Here is a 14,589-nt window from a genome sequence, read left to right on the forward strand (position 1 = left end):
GTGAGGCATTTAGTAGTATTTTTACATGCATCATTAGACGGTTTTGTTGAAGGACCGAATGGTGCTATGGATATAGGTTGGATTGCTTATAATGAAGAGTTAGAACAATTTGCTGATAAAGTTTTAAGCTCGGCAGATACCGTAGTATGGGGACGCAAAACATATGAAATGATGCATGATTATTGGCCATCGGTAAAAACAGAGACCACAGCATCAGAACACGAACGAAATCATGCTCAATGGATTGAACAAGTAGAAAAAGTAGTCTTTTCAACGACTTTAGAATCCGTAGATTGGAACAATACTCGTCTCGTTAATGATGGGGTGGAAGCAGCTATTGCAGATTTGAAGCAACAACCCGGTGGTGACATTGTGGTGATTGGTAGTCCACGATTTGCGCATCATTTGATGCAATTAAACGTGGTTGATACTTTTAAAATAACAGTATCACCAGTATTAGTTGGACAAGGATTACGCTTGTTTGAACATATTGCTGATCAAACAAACTTAACACTGAGACATAGCCAAACATTTGAGTCAGGGGCGCTTGGTTTATGGTATCAGAAACTGACTTAGCATTTTATGTTTTAAAAGTATTGTTACTTCCAGATAATTGTACTATTTTGTTATACTTGCAATAAGAATGTAAGCGTTTTCTATTTGGAGTTAGATTATTATTAACATGAAGGAGCATGCAAATGAAGAATAAAGTGATTATGATAACTGGCGGTAGTAGTGGTATGGGTAAGGCAATGGCGAAACGCTTTGCAGCTGAAGGTGCAAAAGTAGTGATTACTGGACGACATATGGATAAATTGGAAGCAACTAAAAAAGAAATCGAATGTTATGCGGGACAAGTGTTATGTGTAGATATGGATGTACGTGATCCTGATCGGGTACAATACACTGTAGATTATGCAATTGAAACTTTTGGCAAAATTGACGGTTTAGTCAATAATGCAGCAGGTAACTTTATTTGTCCGGCGGAGGATTTATCAATTAATGGTTGGAATGCGGTCATTGATATTGTGTTAAATGGTACATGGTATTGTACACAGGCAGTCGGAAAAACATGGATAGAACGTGGAGAATCTGGAAGAATCTTAAATATGGCCGCAACATACGCATGGACGGCAGGGCCAGGCGTTATTCATTCTGCAAGTGCCAAAGCAGGTGTACTATCAATGACTAAAACACTCGCAGTAGAGTGGGGGTCTAAATATGGCATTTGTGTTAATGCCATTGCACCTGGGCCGATTGAACATACAGGTGGCTCAGAGAAGTTGACATTATCAGAAGAGGCGCGACAGGAAACAATAGACAATGTACCGGTCGGTCGTATGGGACAACCTGAAGAAATTGCTGGTTTAGCACATTTCTTGTTCTCAGATGAAGCCGCATATATTAATGGTGAATGCATTACAATGGATGGTGGTGCGTGGTTGAATCGTAATCCTTTTTAATGAATGAATAAAAAATACAATGATAAAAGGCTGGGACAGCATTGCGTTGTTCCAGCCTTTTAATATTATCAGTAGATGACTGCACTGAAAATGCACTTCGCATTAAGTTTTCCAATGTTAGTCATTCAGTCGAGGTGGGGCGATGAAATCTTTTTAATCAAATTAGTTTTCTGTCCTACTCTTTTTATTTTCTACCTCATTCATATTCATATTCATAATTGTCCTATGTAATTGAATGTTTAAGATAGTTAAATCGGAGAATACTAATAACATAACAACTTTATTAAACAAGAAAGTAAAGGTGAAGTTATATGGATGTTAGATTTCCAATAGGTAAACTAGAGGTACCAGAGCACGTGACATTAAGTGATGTACAAGAATGGTTAGATAATATAAGGGAATATACTTATCAATTACGTACTGTAGTGGATGGCTTGGATGATGAAGCATTGGCGAAAACTTATCGTGAGGGTAGTTGGAACGTGCGTCAACTTGTTCATCATATTGCGGATTCACAATTAAATATGTATCAACGTTTGAAATTGGCTCTAACAGACGATAATCCTCAAGTTCCACCATTTATTCAAGATAAATGGGCGGTACAACCAGATACTAACTTACCGATTGAACCGTCTATTCGTATGTTAGAAGGCATTAATGAACGTATAGCAGTACTAGGTCAAACTTTAACAGAAGCACAATTAACAAGAGTCTTTACATTACAAGGTAGTGGTGAAATCGATGTCGCTACAAAAGTAGCAAAATTGGCATGGCACGAAGTTCATCATTTAGAGCATATTAAGATTGCATTATCACAATAGTTACTAACCATTCAGAGTCATCATGATTTTGAATGGTTTTTTTATTACAATATATAGAAGTTACAATTACAGATAGGGTACAATAATAGAAAACTAAGTGATGGGAGTTTGACATTATGGCTAAATATTATTTTAAGGAAAACTTTTTTAGCACATCAACAACTGCAATTGATATTTATAATGAGCAACACCATGCTGTTTTTGCATTGAAATTATATTATACGTCTACGGCGCAAGAAACGTTTGCTTGGTTAGGGAAAAAGAAACATAATTTTGAAATAACAGATGGTCAAGATATATTTCGAGTACGTCAAGAACGTTCAGTCAGTGGTAAATTTAAAACACCATTTAAGACAGTGTGGGAAGTAGAAAAAAATAATGAAGTCATTGGGGTGTTTCGTACTAAAATAGGATTTAAACCTAAAATGCTATTCGAAGGTATCCAAGGAGACACTTTAACATTTCAGTCCGGTTTTATTTCACGAAGTGTTAATGTAATGAATGAACAAGCTCAAACTTTAATGACAACAAAATCAGAAAGATTTAAAATTGCGTCACGCCATGATATAGATATTCAAAGTGATATTTATAATCCAGCCATGTTACTACTATTATTCCAAGTTTTTTATGAATTTCAGGAATATCAACGGAGTAAGTCAGATTGAATAGCCTAAAGTGAAATAGTATACAATGAAACAATCATAATTTTACAATAATTATTGCATTGAACTTTTATAACAAATTAAAAAGAAATGAAATAAGGTAAAAACATGCACATTTTGTGCTTAAGTTACACTCATATTACAAACATATATTCATTTAATTCCCTTAATCTACTATTTTAATCATGTTTTTAGCACTTTTTCGCTAATTTATTCAGAATTTTCTTGTAATTAAGTTGTAAAAAAACACCTGTTTTTTTCATATCTCTGTAACCTACTAAGGATTTATGCGTGTTACAGTATTACCTGTATTGCAAATAAATCATTACGACGAATTATCTTTTTAGGAGGAGTATTAATTTTATGAAAAAAACAGTAATTGCTTCAACTTTAGCGTTAGGATTAGGCGTAACAGGATTAGCGTCAGGACAAGCAGACGCAGCAGAACAAGATATTAATAAAGAACAATTAGCACAATTAGCACAATCTGGGTCAGCACAATTAGATGCAGCTCCAATTGCAGAAGGTGCTTATAATTATAACTTTACAGTTGATGGTGTGAACTATAGCTTCCAATCAGATGGTAAAAGCTTCTCATGGAGTTATGGTGAAGGATCTGGTGAAAAATCATCAGCTGCAAGTTCACAATCAAGTTCTGAACAATCTGCTTCAGCTGAAGCATCAGTAGCAACAGAACAGCCACAACAAGAGTCAGCTCCACAAGCTGAATCAACACAACAATCAACAGAAGTAACGACTTCAACGTCAACTTCTACAACTACAAAATCTACTGAAGCTTCAAGTGGTTCATCAGTAAACGTTAATTCTCATTTACAACAAATCGCTCAACGTGAATCAGGTGGCGACATTACTGCAATTAACCCAAGTTCAGGTGCAGCAGGTAAATACCAATTCTTACAAAGCACTTGGGATTCAGTAGCACCAGCAGAATATGTTGGACAATCACCAGCATCTGCTCCAGAATCAGTTCAAGATGCAGCAGCAGTTGAACTATATAATACAGCTGGCGCTTCACAATGGGTAACTGCTTAAGTTTAGGTAGTTTCACTCCAACAAAAGACAAGTCAAAATAAATTGAATGATGATCCTGCTTCTATTAGTGAGAAGCAGGATTTTTTATGTGTAAAAATGTAAAATAAAGCACTACAATGCCATCGTGACGCACAATAAATCGTATACTACACATTATATGTTTCGTTGATTCTTCTAGTAATATAAGTTAGCATAGGAATATGCAAGCGTTTTCATTGTTGGCGTATTTAGTACTGATTTGCATGATTACAGACAATTGCAAGCATACATAAAAATGTAAACACGCAATAAATAATTCAATTTTTTTGTGGTTACGTGATAAACAAAGGGGATTTATAATGAAGAGAATAATGTTAATCGGAAGTGCATTTATTGGTATTATCGTTGGCGCAGGATTTGCTTCAGGACAAGAAATTTTACAATATTTTACGAGTTTTGGAGCACTAGGAGTTTTAGCTGCCGTTGTTTCTACGATTTTATTTGCCTATGTAGGTATGATGTTAGTATGGTTAGGCAGTAAATTAAAAGCAGAGAGTCATACTGTCGTTATTCGTAAAATTACTGGAGATAGTGCAGTTGGTAAAACTATAGCCGGAATTGTAGACATAGTGTTAATCATTGCTTTATTTGGTTTTGGTGTTGTTATGCTTGCTGGTGGTGGATCAAGCTTTGAACAGCAGTTTGGTATTCCAGCATTTTTAGGAACAGCACTAATGGCAATATTAGTCTTTTTATTTGGCATGATGAAAATCGATGGGGTTGTCAAAGTTATTGGTAATATTACGCCGTTATTAATTATTTGTATTTTAATTATTGCTGGGTATTGTATCGTCACTATGTCAGGATCATTCAGTGAGTTGAACCAACTCGCTCAAAGTCATAAACCTGCTGTACCTAATTGGTTTTTAGCAGGAGTCAACTATGTATCACTTAATGTAGGTTTAGGAGCTTCTATGTCCATCGTTATGGGTGGTAGTGAGAAAAATCCGAAAGTAGCTGCGTGGGGTGGCCTAGTTGGTGGACTTGTCTTAGGTGTGATGATTATGTTAAGTCATTTTGCTATTTTAACGAATATTGATACAGTAGGTCATTTAGCATTACCAATGTTAGGTCTTGTTAATGATATTTCTCCAATTTTTGGTATCTTTATGTCTATTGTCATTTACCTCATGATTTTTAATACATGTCTAGGAATGTTTTATTCATTAGCAACACGTTTTACTAAAAACGATACGAAACAATTTAAAGTGTTTTATACAGTTATGATATTAATTGGTTTTGTCGTAAGCTTTGCAGGATTTAAAGATTTAATGACTTTCTTCTATCCTGTTATTGGTTATTTAGGATTAGTGTTAATAGGTGTTTTAATTTATGCACCATTTAAAATGAAGAAATTAGAAAATAAAGCACCTGAACATTATCCAAATAATGTAGGACAAACCAATTCTTAAGTATAGAATAAATTGATTTTGGTTTTTATATAAAAAGGACTAATCCATTTAATACGGATTAGTCCTTTATTTTGAGTACGGAGATTTCTGACCCATTTGTTATATAGTAATGTTATTTATTAGTCACATTAGTTATACGTTTATGCAATAAGCTAAAGAAACAAATTAGTGCTATGGCTAATGTGATATGACCTAATCCAGAAATACCTGCAATAGCTGGTCCAGCATTGAACCCTTTAATCGTTGCGATACCATTAACATATTGCATAGCAACAGTGATTAATAATCCTAAATGATAGAGATAAAAGAAGTAATTAAATAAAGTTTTATGCTTCGTTATGTTGAGTTGAAGTTCAATAATCATAAATATTAAAAACATGATAGTTCCTAAAACGAGTAAATGTGTATGTGTTACATTTAATTGCGAATAACCACTAAATTCTTCTGCTTTTGTCATTTCTCGATAAAATATGCCACTAAGTAAGCCTAAAATTGTATAAAATGCTGAGCTATACATTAACTTTTTCATTGTACTATCCTCCTATGTGTTAATTGAATAGTTTTACTATAATGTCTATTTATGAACTGAAGATGAACAATAAGTACGGATAGCACAATAAAAACAGACAAAACTATCCTAATTATTTAGTTATTACTTTTCTAAAAATAATTTATATAATAATGCTAAAAATAAAGTTATATAAAGGTGTTAACATGCATTATTTTCGCACTAATTACATGAATATTACAAAGTTGAATTGCAAATAATTAAACTATAAAGGACAGTGCCAGTTTATAAATGAGCTTAATGAAGGGGATTTGGTCATTTTGAATGTCATTGGGATGTAAAAAAAAGCTTGTTTTTTTTATCTCACTGTAACCTACTAGGGTTTTATAAGTGTTAAAGTGGCTCTTGTAGTTGAAATTGATAGCAAACAACGATTTTAATTTATATTAAACTTAAAACATTCACCTTTTAGGAGGATATTAATAATGAAAAAAACAATTATCGCATCAACATTAGCAGTTGGACTAGGAGTTACAGGAGTAGCGTCAGGACAAGCAGACGCATCAGAACAAAATATAGATAAAGCACAATTAGCAAATACAGCACAAAATAACCCTCAACAATTAAATGATGCACCAGTTCATGAAGGTTCTTATAACTATGATTTTAATCATGATAAAGTAGATTATAACTTTGATTCAGATGGTACTTATTGGTCATGGAGTTACAATGGCTATGGTCAAGGAGCAGCTGACACTAGTGCTCAATCAACTCAAGGTACTGAGCAATCAGCACCAGCTGAACAATCAAATAACAATGCTGAACAAGCAACATCAACTCAACAAAGTGAGCAAGCTGAAGAACCTCAACAAACAGCTGCACCACAAACTGAGCAAACTGAACAACCACAACAAGAGTCTACTTCAGCATCTTCTGAAGACACTAGCTCAAGTGAAGCTTCAAGTGGTTCATCAGTAGAAGTGAATGATCACTTAAAACAAATTGCACAACGTGAATCAGGTGGCGACATCAATGCTACTAACCCTTCATCAGGTGCTTCAGGTAAATATCAATTCTTACAAAGTACATGGGATTCAGTAGCACCAGCTGAATATCAAGGTCAACCAGCAGCATCTGCACCAGAATCAGTACAAGATGCAGCAGCAATGGAACTTTATGAAACTGAAGGTGCGTCACAATGGGTAACTGCTTAATATAAGCATTTTATTTTATTCCCATATTAAGATTCTCACCTCTTTTGAGGTAGAAATCAGACTGTCGACAAAGTCTCTGACTTTGCCGGCAGTTTTTTTATGCACGCTTTCCACGGACACTGCTTTAGTCTGTAGTCTTCTGCTAGTACTCTTCCCACAGAAGCCGACCCCAATTCCTGCCGATATGGTGTTGAAAATATTGCTTATACAAAAATGATTTAGTATCAAATTAATGAGACAAGAGGCTGGGACAATATTGATTCGTCCTAGTCTCTTGTCATATTGGCAGTAGCTGACTGTATTGAAAATGCGCTTTAAATCAAGCTTTTTTCAATACTAGTCATCCTTGCCGGGGTGGGACGACGAAATCATTTTCTCAAAATTGGATTTCTGTCCCACATCATGTTTTATTCGAAACCTTTTTCCGTATTGGCAGTAGCTGACTGCATTGAAAATGCGCTTCAAACCAAGATTTTTTCAATGCTAGTCATCCTTGCCGGGGTGGGACGACGAAATCTTTTTATCAAATTAGATTTCTGTCCCACTCCCTTAATGTTATTTGGTTTTACGCAATAAGTATATTTTATTGTGTGTCATTTTTCTTAAGTGTTGTAATTTTATTCTAAAGTGTATGGAAATGAAATAATTAAGGTTAGAAATTTTATTTTCTATAAAATTTAATGTATATATTATAATGGAGCTGTTGAAGAGTTTAGAATTAAAAAACGAACTGTAGATTTTGAACTTTCATTAAATTACGCTGTAGAATTAATGAGTGAAATAAGAAGGGGGATAGTTTATGAACATACTAGTTGCAGCTTTTGAACCATTTGATGGTCAAGTGCTAAATCCAGCTTTAGAAGCACTGAGACAATTACCACATGAAATAGGGAAGCATAAGTTAACTAAATTAGAATTACCTACAGTATTTTATGAAGCGAATGATGTACTGATTCAATGTGTACAACAAAAAGATATTGATGCGATATTAACAATCGGGCAAGCGGGAGGGCGTAGCGCATTAACACCAGAACGCGTAGCAATAAATATAGATGATGCACGTATTCCTGATAATAAAGGGCAGCAACCTATTGATACACCTATTCAACAAGACGGTGCACCGGCTTATTTTTCAAATATGCCAGTAAAAAGAATGACTGCAGCAATTCAACAAAGTGGCGTGGAGGCAAAGTTATCAAATACAGCAGGAACTTTTGTTTGTAATCATATTTTTTATCAATCAGGTTATCTACAAGCAACACAATATCCCCAATTGTTATTTGGCTTTATTCATGTGCCCTACATATCTGAACAATGCAATGTACAAACAGCTACACCGTCATTGTCGTTAGCTACTATAGTGACAGGTTTAACAGCAGCTATCACAGCAATTTCATATGATGACGATGCGTCACTAGCATTAGGTCAGACTGAATAGTAAGTATTTTATGCTACAGACGTAGAAATGCCATGGAACAAGTGAGACGTTTTCTTACTTTCATTTAAGAAAACGCTATCATACAATAAAGAGATAAACTTATAATAGAAAGGAAGTTAGTTATGACAAATAACACATTACCAACACTAACGTATACAGGTGCTTCGAAGAGTGCAGTGCCTATTATTAGTGAGAGCAATTTACAAACTGTGACAGCAGAACCGTGGTTAAAAATATCAGATGAAGGATTACAGCTAGAAGGGCTGTGTTTTGATAGAGCAAAAAATCTGTTTTTATGTGAAGTCTTTGGCGGTAATATCTTTAAAGTAGATATGACGACACATGCTATTACCAATCCTTTTCAGTCTTCTAAAGATAATCCAGCAGCGGTAAAGATACATAAAGATGGACGGTTGTTTATTTGTTATTTAGGAGACTTTAAAAGTACGGGTGGTATATTTGCATCAGATGAACTAGGGGAAAATTTTGAAGCGATTTTATCTGATATCTCATCAGAGTATTGTGTAGATGACTTAGTCTTTGACAGTAAAGGTGGATTTTACTTTACTGACTTTAGAGGATATTCCACTAATCCTCAAGGTGGCGTGTATTATGTCTCACCCGATTTCAAGACAGTAACACCAGTAATTCAAAATATAGCAGTAGCCAATGGTGTAGCACTTAGTACTGATGAACGCATATTGTGGGTGACGGAAACCACGACCAATCGTTTACATCGCATTGAATTATTAGAAGATGGCATCACAATTGCGCCGTTTGGAGCTACTATTCCATATTATTTTACAGGTCATGAAGGTCCGGATTCTTGTTGTATTGATAGTGATGATAATTTGTATGTAGCGATGTATGGTCAGGGGAGAGTGTTAGTGTTTAATAAAAAAGGCTATCCCATCGGTCAAATTTTAATTCCAGGTCGTGATGAAGGCCATATGTTACGATCAACACATCCTGCATTTATTCCTGGGACGAATCAATTATTAATATGTGCGAATGATATTGAACAAAATGGTGGATCATGGTTATACACAGTGAATGGTTTTGCCTCGGGGCATTACAGTTATCAATTTCAATAAAAAAGAGAGGGACATAAACTTTGATTTATGTCCCTCTCCATATAAGTGATTGTTAAAAATTAATCTATTTGAATTTGATTATCTGTGTTATATTGTTCTGATTTTGGTAATGTGATATTTAACATACCATCATTATAAGAAGCTTTGATTGCAGTTTGGTCTACACCATTAAACGTAAATTGACGACGGACATTGCTGTAACTACGTTCTTTACGAATTACGCGACCTTCTTCGTCTTCTTGGTTGTTTTCGATAGATTGTTTACCTTCGATAGTTAAAATATTATTATCAAATGTTAGACTAATATTTTCTTTATCCATGCCAGGAAGTTCTGCTTCTACTACATAAGCGTTGTCTAATTCTTTAATATCAGTTGTAATACTAGAAGCACTAAAAGGGGACTGGTTAAAAACTTGACGTCCTAAATCTTTAATGAAATCACCTTGATTAATATCGAAAAATGAATTGTTGAATGGTCTCATATCAAAAGCCATCATACATCTCTCCTTAATCATAATAAATTAGGTCGAAGTACCAGTGTTGAAGATATGCAATGACTTCAGCACTGATCTCTTCTTTAACCTTACAACTATATTATAAGACAAAGGTCAAAGTTAGTCAACATTAAAGTTTGACTATTTTTGATTAATTGCCAATTGCTTGAACAAATGCAATTATAGTAAGTCGCTAGGTGGCAATATGGCATATTGTGTAATAAAAAAAGAGCAAAGAAGTCATCACCTATGTAAAGTGATTGATCTTCTTGCTCTGTTATAAAAATTAATGTGCAAATTGTTTAAAGTTTTCTAAACGTTGCGCTTTTTCTTCTTCGCTAATATTATGTTTGGCAACATAACGGTTTCTTTCGTGTGTTGCACATTCGTGTGAACAAGCACCTAAATAACGTGCTTCATTTTCTTCAGAAACTAAAATTTGTTTGTTACAATCTGGGTTACTACAATTGATGTAACGTTCACATGGTGTACCATCAAACCATTCTTTTCCAACTACTGTTTTTTCAACTTGGTTAATTTCCACGCTGATACGTTCATCGAAAACATACATTTTGCCATCCCATAATTCGCCTTGTGTTTCTGGGTCTTTGCCGTATGTTGCGATGCCATCTTTTAATTGTGCAACATCTTCAAATCCTTCTTTTAATAACCAACCAGAGAATTTTTCACAACGAATACCGCCTGTACAATACGTAACAATTTTTTTATCCATAAATTGTTCTTTATTTTCTTTAATCCAGTCTGGTAAGTCTCTGAAACGAGTGATGTTAGGACGAACGGCACCACGGAAATGACCAAGATCATATTCATAGTCATTTCGTGCATCGATTACGATTGTATCGTCTGATTCTAGTGCTTGTTTAAATTCTATTGGTGATAAATATTTTCCTGTTAATTCATTTGGGTTTACATCTTCTTCTAAGTCTAGAGCGACTATTTCTTTACGTGGACGCACGTGCATTTTTTTGAATGCATGATCTTCTGCAGCGTCTATTTTGAACGTAATGTCTTTGAAACGAGGATCAGCTTGCATTGCTTCCATATATTTGTTTGTCGCTTCTGTTGTACCTGAAACGGTACCGTTAATACCTTCAGTTGATACTAAAATACGCCCTTTTAGTTCTAAGTCTTTACAAAAATCTAAATGCTCTGATGCGAATGTTTCGGGGTCATTAATGGTAGTGTATTTGTAATACAATAATACTTGATAATCCATAAATCGATTCTCCTCTATATAGTCTTTTAGTACATCATATTGAAATATAAGACTGAAATAGTCAGTGCAAGCACTAGCTAATCTTTCAGTGATAAGTTAAGTTTATATGTCGTTTTTCATTAGTTCTACGACAAAACAATCCATACTATATTCTAACAAAAAAGGGAAATTATTCAATATGTTAGTTTGAGAAAGATAAGAAGTTATAGATAAGAAGTTAAGTAATAAAATTTACATATGTTAATATGATACGATGTTATAAAAATACTTTGTCACGAGTGATAAAGCTCACTATTATGTGAACATGAAACGGATAACTAAGATAAATTGAGGTGTTCACGAAAAGTATGTCCTGTATAAGTAGTACGATATAAACCTCTACGTTGTAATTCAGGTACGACTAACGTTACGAAATCGTCCAAACTATTAGGTAATGTTGGTGGCATTAAATTAAAGCCATCTGCAACGCCAGCCTCAAACCAACGCTCCATTTCATCGACAATAATTGACGGTGTGCCAATTAAAGTCAAGTGACCGCCACCTGCGTTTAAGTAGCCTAAAAGTTCTCTGACGGTAGGTTGTTTATCTTGAATGATTTGAAGTATGGTTTCATAACGCCCAACTGGACCAGTAAAATCTTCTACCGGTGGCAGCGGGGGTACTGGCGCATCCAGTTCCCAGTCAGAACAATCTTGCCGAATAAAACTACTCAGTTGGCTGAGTGCAGTCTCAATAGGGAGTAAGTCATCTAAAGCTTGTTTCTTTGCAAGTGCAGCTTCATATGTTTCACCTACATAAGTGACTAAACCTGGAAACACTTTGATTGTTCTTGTCGGTTGTGAACTATGAGCTATTTTTTCATGTAAACGTTGAATATATTTTTGTGCTTGCTCCATATTCCAAGCTACAGCATAAACCGCATCTGCAAAATCGGCAGCTAATGTTACACCTGGTTCAGAAGCGCCTGCCTGCATTGCTACAAGATCGCCTTGTATACTGCTGGGTGTAGTTGATGGCCCAGTCACATTAAAATAATCCCCACGATAATTAAAGGATTGTATGTGTTCTGGTTCAATAAGTGCATGTTGTTCACGTTGATGAATAAAATTAGAAGGGTTCCAAGAATTTAATAAGTGGTTCATCACTTCCGCAAATTCTCGTGCTTTGGCATAACGTGCGTCATGGCTAGGTAATTGTGACAAACTATGATTTTGTGCTTCATTATCAGTCATAGAAGTTACTAGATTCCAGCCTACACGACCGCCTGATAAGTGGTCTAAACTTAATAGTTGTCGGGCTGCGGTAAAAGGATTAGCAAAAGTACTAGAAATTGTAGAAACAAGACCGATATGTTGTGTTACTTGTGCGATAGCCGCCAAATTGATCAACGGATCAAACCAAAATGCTGGCATATCACTTGCAGATTGAGCTGGGAAAGATTGATTATCAGCAAAAAAGACTGCATCAAACAAACCGCGTTCAGCGATTTGTGCTAATGATTGATAATAGTTAATATTTCCAATACGCTCAATACTAGAATCTGGTTGTAACCAAGCAGCTTGATGATGGCCACAAGCATACAGTAAGACGCCAATATTAAGTTGTTTTGTGTGTGGTTGTGTCATTTACTTACACCTCAGTTGTTATAGAATAGATTAATTCATTGTTAGACCGCCGTCGACAGTATAGTTTTGACCTGTGATGCCAGTTGCATGTTCACTTGCCAAAAAGGCCACCATATGTGCGACGTCTTGAGGAGATGTGACACTTTTGAGTGGGGTAGTTTGTTTAATTAAATCAAACACTTCATCAGAAGTGGCAGCACTGGCATCCGTTGTTTTCAATAAACCGCCGGACACTACGTTGGCACGTATACCATATTGGCCTAATTCGGCAGCAATATTACGGGTGAAACCAATTAATCCTGCTTTAGCCGTCGTGTATTCATGGTATGGCACGACTGGATTTTGAAAAAGATTCGTTCCAATATTAATAATTGCCCCATGGCGCCGATTGATAAATTGAGGGGCTACACTTTGTGTAGTATTGAAAGCGGCTTTTAAAGTACCGTCTATTTGTTGTTGGTAATCTGACCAAGATAATTCAGTAAAAGCTTTTTGTGCGTTGGGATCAAATTTAAAGCCAACTAATGCGTTATTGACGACTACATCAATTTGACCGAAATGATCTGTTGCAGTAGCAACTAAGTGATCGACTTGATCACGTTGTGTGACATCAGCCTGTATAGCTATTGCCTGCGTGGAGCCAATGCTTTTTACTAAGTCCAATGCTGCTTCTTTACTTTTATGATAATTAATGATGACTTGAAAGCCTTGTGTAGCAAGGGTCTGTGCAATCGTTGCACCTAAACCTCGACTACTACCTGTAATAAGTACTGTTGTTGTCATACGTGTTCACTCCTTTTTGAATAAAAAAATACACAACTCCCCATAGGAAAGTTGTGTAAGTAAAATCAAATATATAATAGGGTGAACGAACCCCTCGATATCATACATGTGTTGATTCACACTTTCCTACGCTAGTATCAACTAGATCAGGTTCAAAGGGTTTGAGCTACAGCTCATCTCAGTCTTTCAACACCCCTAGTGCGTGTATTTAATTATCTTCAATGTAACGATTTCACATTGTAAAGTCAAGTTTGGTTTGATAATAGATAAGCAAGAATAAGCGCAAAGCGATGGTTATAACACCATCGCTTTTGTATATAAAATGTAAATTTGTATTATTTTTGATTACTATAGATTAAAGCACCGATAAGACCAACAGTACAAACAGCAAAAATAATATTCATAATAGCTAATACTTCAATAATGACGACATCTTTGCCTAAGCGTTCAAAAGCATTTAATTCTATTTCTTTTTCAGAACTTACACTAGCTTCAATACGTGACTCTTTATCTACTAAATCTTTATGCATACGATCATTTACTTTTGGCATCTTATCTCCTCCTTAATACTGTAATTATATTGTTCCCTATATAACTAGAAGTCAATCATAAGTTAGTTAAGTACACCGCAGTATCTTTCAAATAGTAATATCTGGATTTATGTATCAAATATAGACAAAATCAGAAATTAGTTTGTTTATGTATTGAAAAACCTAATTAAATACAAAAAAAGGAAAATTCTGAAA

Annotated in this window: 15 protein-coding genes and 1 riboswitch; of the genes, 9 read left to right on the top strand and 6 right to left on the bottom strand. The window is 35.1% G+C overall.

Annotation, left to right across the window (positions count from 1 at the left end):
• The 6 genes from KA845_RS07415 (at window position 1) to KA845_RS07440 (ending at window position 5,450) form a co-directional block, all read left to right on the top strand.
• Window positions 1-576 (top strand): dihydrofolate reductase family protein, encoded by a 576-nt coding sequence (locus KA845_RS07415; protein ID WP_107382461.1) that lies wholly within the window; start codon window positions 1-3, stop codon window positions 574-576.
• A 122-nt stretch (window positions 577-698) separates the two neighbouring features.
• Window positions 699-1,463 carry a 2,4-dienoyl-CoA reductase gene (gene fadH, locus KA845_RS07420; protein ID WP_103388281.1) on the top strand — a complete coding sequence of 255 codons (765 nt, stop codon included), beginning with the start codon at window positions 699-701 and terminating at the stop codon, window positions 1,461-1,463.
• Window positions 1,464-1,774: 311 nt separating this feature from the next.
• Window positions 1,775-2,284: a YfiT family bacillithiol transferase gene (locus KA845_RS07425; RefSeq protein ID WP_103388280.1), complete on the top strand. Its 510-nt coding sequence runs from the start codon at window positions 1,775-1,777 to the stop codon at window positions 2,282-2,284.
• A 116-nt stretch (window positions 2,285-2,400) separates the two neighbouring features.
• The gene (locus KA845_RS07430) at window positions 2,401-2,949 is read left to right on the top strand and encodes a tubby C-terminal domain-like protein (RefSeq protein ID WP_103388279.1); all 549 of its coding nucleotides are present in this window, start codon (window positions 2,401-2,403) and stop codon (window positions 2,947-2,949) included.
• Between the two features lie 360 nt (window positions 2,950-3,309).
• Window positions 3,310-3,999 (top strand): transglycosylase family protein, encoded by a 690-nt coding sequence (locus tag KA845_RS07435; protein WP_103388278.1) that lies wholly within the window; start codon window positions 3,310-3,312, stop codon window positions 3,997-3,999.
• 338 nt (window positions 4,000-4,337) lie between these two features.
• Window positions 4,338-5,450 (top strand): YkvI family membrane protein, encoded by a 1,113-nt coding sequence (locus KA845_RS07440; RefSeq protein ID WP_002510726.1) that lies wholly within the window; start codon window positions 4,338-4,340, stop codon window positions 5,448-5,450.
• Window positions 5,451-5,562: 112 nt separating this feature from the next.
• Here KA845_RS07440 and KA845_RS07445 read toward each other — a convergent pair whose 3' ends face one another.
• Window positions 5,563-5,979 (bottom strand): DUF2871 domain-containing protein, encoded by a 417-nt coding sequence (locus KA845_RS07445; protein WP_002510725.1) that lies wholly within the window; start codon window positions 5,977-5,979, stop codon window positions 5,563-5,565.
• Between the two features lie 464 nt (window positions 5,980-6,443).
• On the opposite strand from KA845_RS07445, the gene KA845_RS07450 reads away from it, so the two are divergent.
• The 3 genes from KA845_RS07450 to KA845_RS07460 all read left to right on the top strand — a co-directional run bounded on the left by KA845_RS07450 (window position 6,444) and on the right by KA845_RS07460 (window position 9,704).
• Window positions 6,444-7,172, top strand: coding sequence for a transglycosylase family protein (locus KA845_RS07450; RefSeq protein ID WP_103388276.1), 729 nt, complete (start codon window positions 6,444-6,446; stop codon window positions 7,170-7,172).
• A 799-nt stretch (window positions 7,173-7,971) separates the two neighbouring features.
• Window positions 7,972-8,610, top strand: coding sequence for a pyroglutamyl-peptidase I (pcp, locus tag KA845_RS07455; RefSeq protein ID WP_103388275.1), 639 nt, complete (start codon window positions 7,972-7,974; stop codon window positions 8,608-8,610).
• A gap of 122 nt (window positions 8,611-8,732) precedes the next feature.
• Window positions 8,733-9,704, top strand: a complete 972-nt coding sequence (locus KA845_RS07460) for an SMP-30/gluconolactonase/LRE family protein (protein ID WP_103388274.1) — start codon at window positions 8,733-8,735, stop codon at window positions 9,702-9,704.
• A 59-nt stretch (window positions 9,705-9,763) separates the two neighbouring features.
• On the opposite strand, the gene KA845_RS07465 is transcribed toward KA845_RS07460, so the two are convergent.
• The 5 genes from KA845_RS07465 to KA845_RS07485 all read right to left on the bottom strand — a co-directional run bounded on the left by KA845_RS07465 (window position 9,764) and on the right by KA845_RS07485 (window position 14,394).
• Complete coding sequence (locus KA845_RS07465; protein ID WP_103388273.1) at window positions 9,764-10,198, bottom strand: Hsp20/alpha crystallin family protein; 435 nt, start codon at window positions 10,196-10,198, stop codon at window positions 9,764-9,766.
• A 286-nt stretch (window positions 10,199-10,484) separates the two neighbouring features.
• The gene (gene trhO / locus KA845_RS07470) at window positions 10,485-11,435 is read right to left on the bottom strand and encodes an oxygen-dependent tRNA uridine(34) hydroxylase TrhO (RefSeq protein WP_103388272.1); all 951 of its coding nucleotides are present in this window, start codon (window positions 11,433-11,435) and stop codon (window positions 10,485-10,487) included.
• 317 nt (window positions 11,436-11,752) lie between these two features.
• Window positions 11,753-13,060 (bottom strand): LLM class flavin-dependent oxidoreductase, encoded by a 1,308-nt coding sequence (locus KA845_RS07475; RefSeq protein WP_210127901.1) that lies wholly within the window; start codon window positions 13,058-13,060, stop codon window positions 11,753-11,755.
• 30 nt (window positions 13,061-13,090) lie between these two features.
• Window positions 13,091-13,843, bottom strand: a complete 753-nt coding sequence (locus KA845_RS07480; RefSeq protein ID WP_103388270.1) for a 3-oxoacyl-ACP reductase — start codon at window positions 13,841-13,843, stop codon at window positions 13,091-13,093.
• A 106-nt stretch (window positions 13,844-13,949) separates the two neighbouring features.
• A riboswitch (TPP riboswitch) is annotated at window positions 13,950-14,050 on the bottom strand.
• Window positions 14,051-14,178: 128 nt separating this feature from the next.
• Window positions 14,179-14,394, bottom strand: coding sequence for a hypothetical protein (locus KA845_RS07485; protein ID WP_103388269.1), 216 nt, complete (start codon window positions 14,392-14,394; stop codon window positions 14,179-14,181).
• Window positions 14,395-14,589: the final 195 nt, after the last annotated feature.

The organism is Staphylococcus sp. GDX8P114P-2, assembly GCF_017892945.1.
In the GTDB taxonomy this organism is placed as follows: domain Bacteria; phylum Bacillota; class Bacilli; order Staphylococcales; family Staphylococcaceae; genus Staphylococcus; species Staphylococcus arlettae.

Coding starts and splice junctions, on each gene's coding strand:
- KA845_RS07430 (WP_103388279.1), top strand. CDS start 2,401: ATGGCTAAATATTATTTTAAGGAAAACTTTTTTAGCACATCAACAACT.
- trhO (WP_103388272.1), bottom strand. CDS start 11,435: ATGGATTATCAAGTATTATTGTATTACAAATACACTACCATTAATGAC.
- fadH (WP_103388281.1), top strand. CDS start 699: ATGAAGAATAAAGTGATTATGATAACTGGCGGTAGTAGTGGTATGGGT.
- KA845_RS07460 (WP_103388274.1), top strand. CDS start 8,733: ATGACAAATAACACATTACCAACACTAACGTATACAGGTGCTTCGAAG.
- KA845_RS07475 (WP_210127901.1), bottom strand. CDS start 13,060: ATGACACAACCACACACAAAACAACTTAATATTGGCGTCTTACTGTAT.
- KA845_RS07445 (WP_002510725.1), bottom strand. CDS start 5,979: ATGAAAAAGTTAATGTATAGCTCAGCATTTTATACAATTTTAGGCTTA.
- KA845_RS07450 (WP_103388276.1), top strand. CDS start 6,444: ATGAAAAAAACAATTATCGCATCAACATTAGCAGTTGGACTAGGAGTT.
- KA845_RS07425 (WP_103388280.1), top strand. CDS start 1,775: ATGGATGTTAGATTTCCAATAGGTAAACTAGAGGTACCAGAGCACGTG.
- KA845_RS07485 (WP_103388269.1), bottom strand. CDS start 14,394: ATGCCAAAAGTAAATGATCGTATGCATAAAGATTTAGTAGATAAAGAG.
- KA845_RS07465 (WP_103388273.1), bottom strand. CDS start 10,198: ATGGCTTTTGATATGAGACCATTCAACAATTCATTTTTCGATATTAAT.
- KA845_RS07440 (WP_002510726.1), top strand. CDS start 4,338: ATGAAGAGAATAATGTTAATCGGAAGTGCATTTATTGGTATTATCGTT.
- KA845_RS07435 (WP_103388278.1), top strand. CDS start 3,310: ATGAAAAAAACAGTAATTGCTTCAACTTTAGCGTTAGGATTAGGCGTA.
- pcp (WP_103388275.1), top strand. CDS start 7,972: ATGAACATACTAGTTGCAGCTTTTGAACCATTTGATGGTCAAGTGCTA.
- KA845_RS07480 (WP_103388270.1), bottom strand. CDS start 13,843: ATGACAACAACAGTACTTATTACAGGTAGTAGTCGAGGTTTAGGTGCA.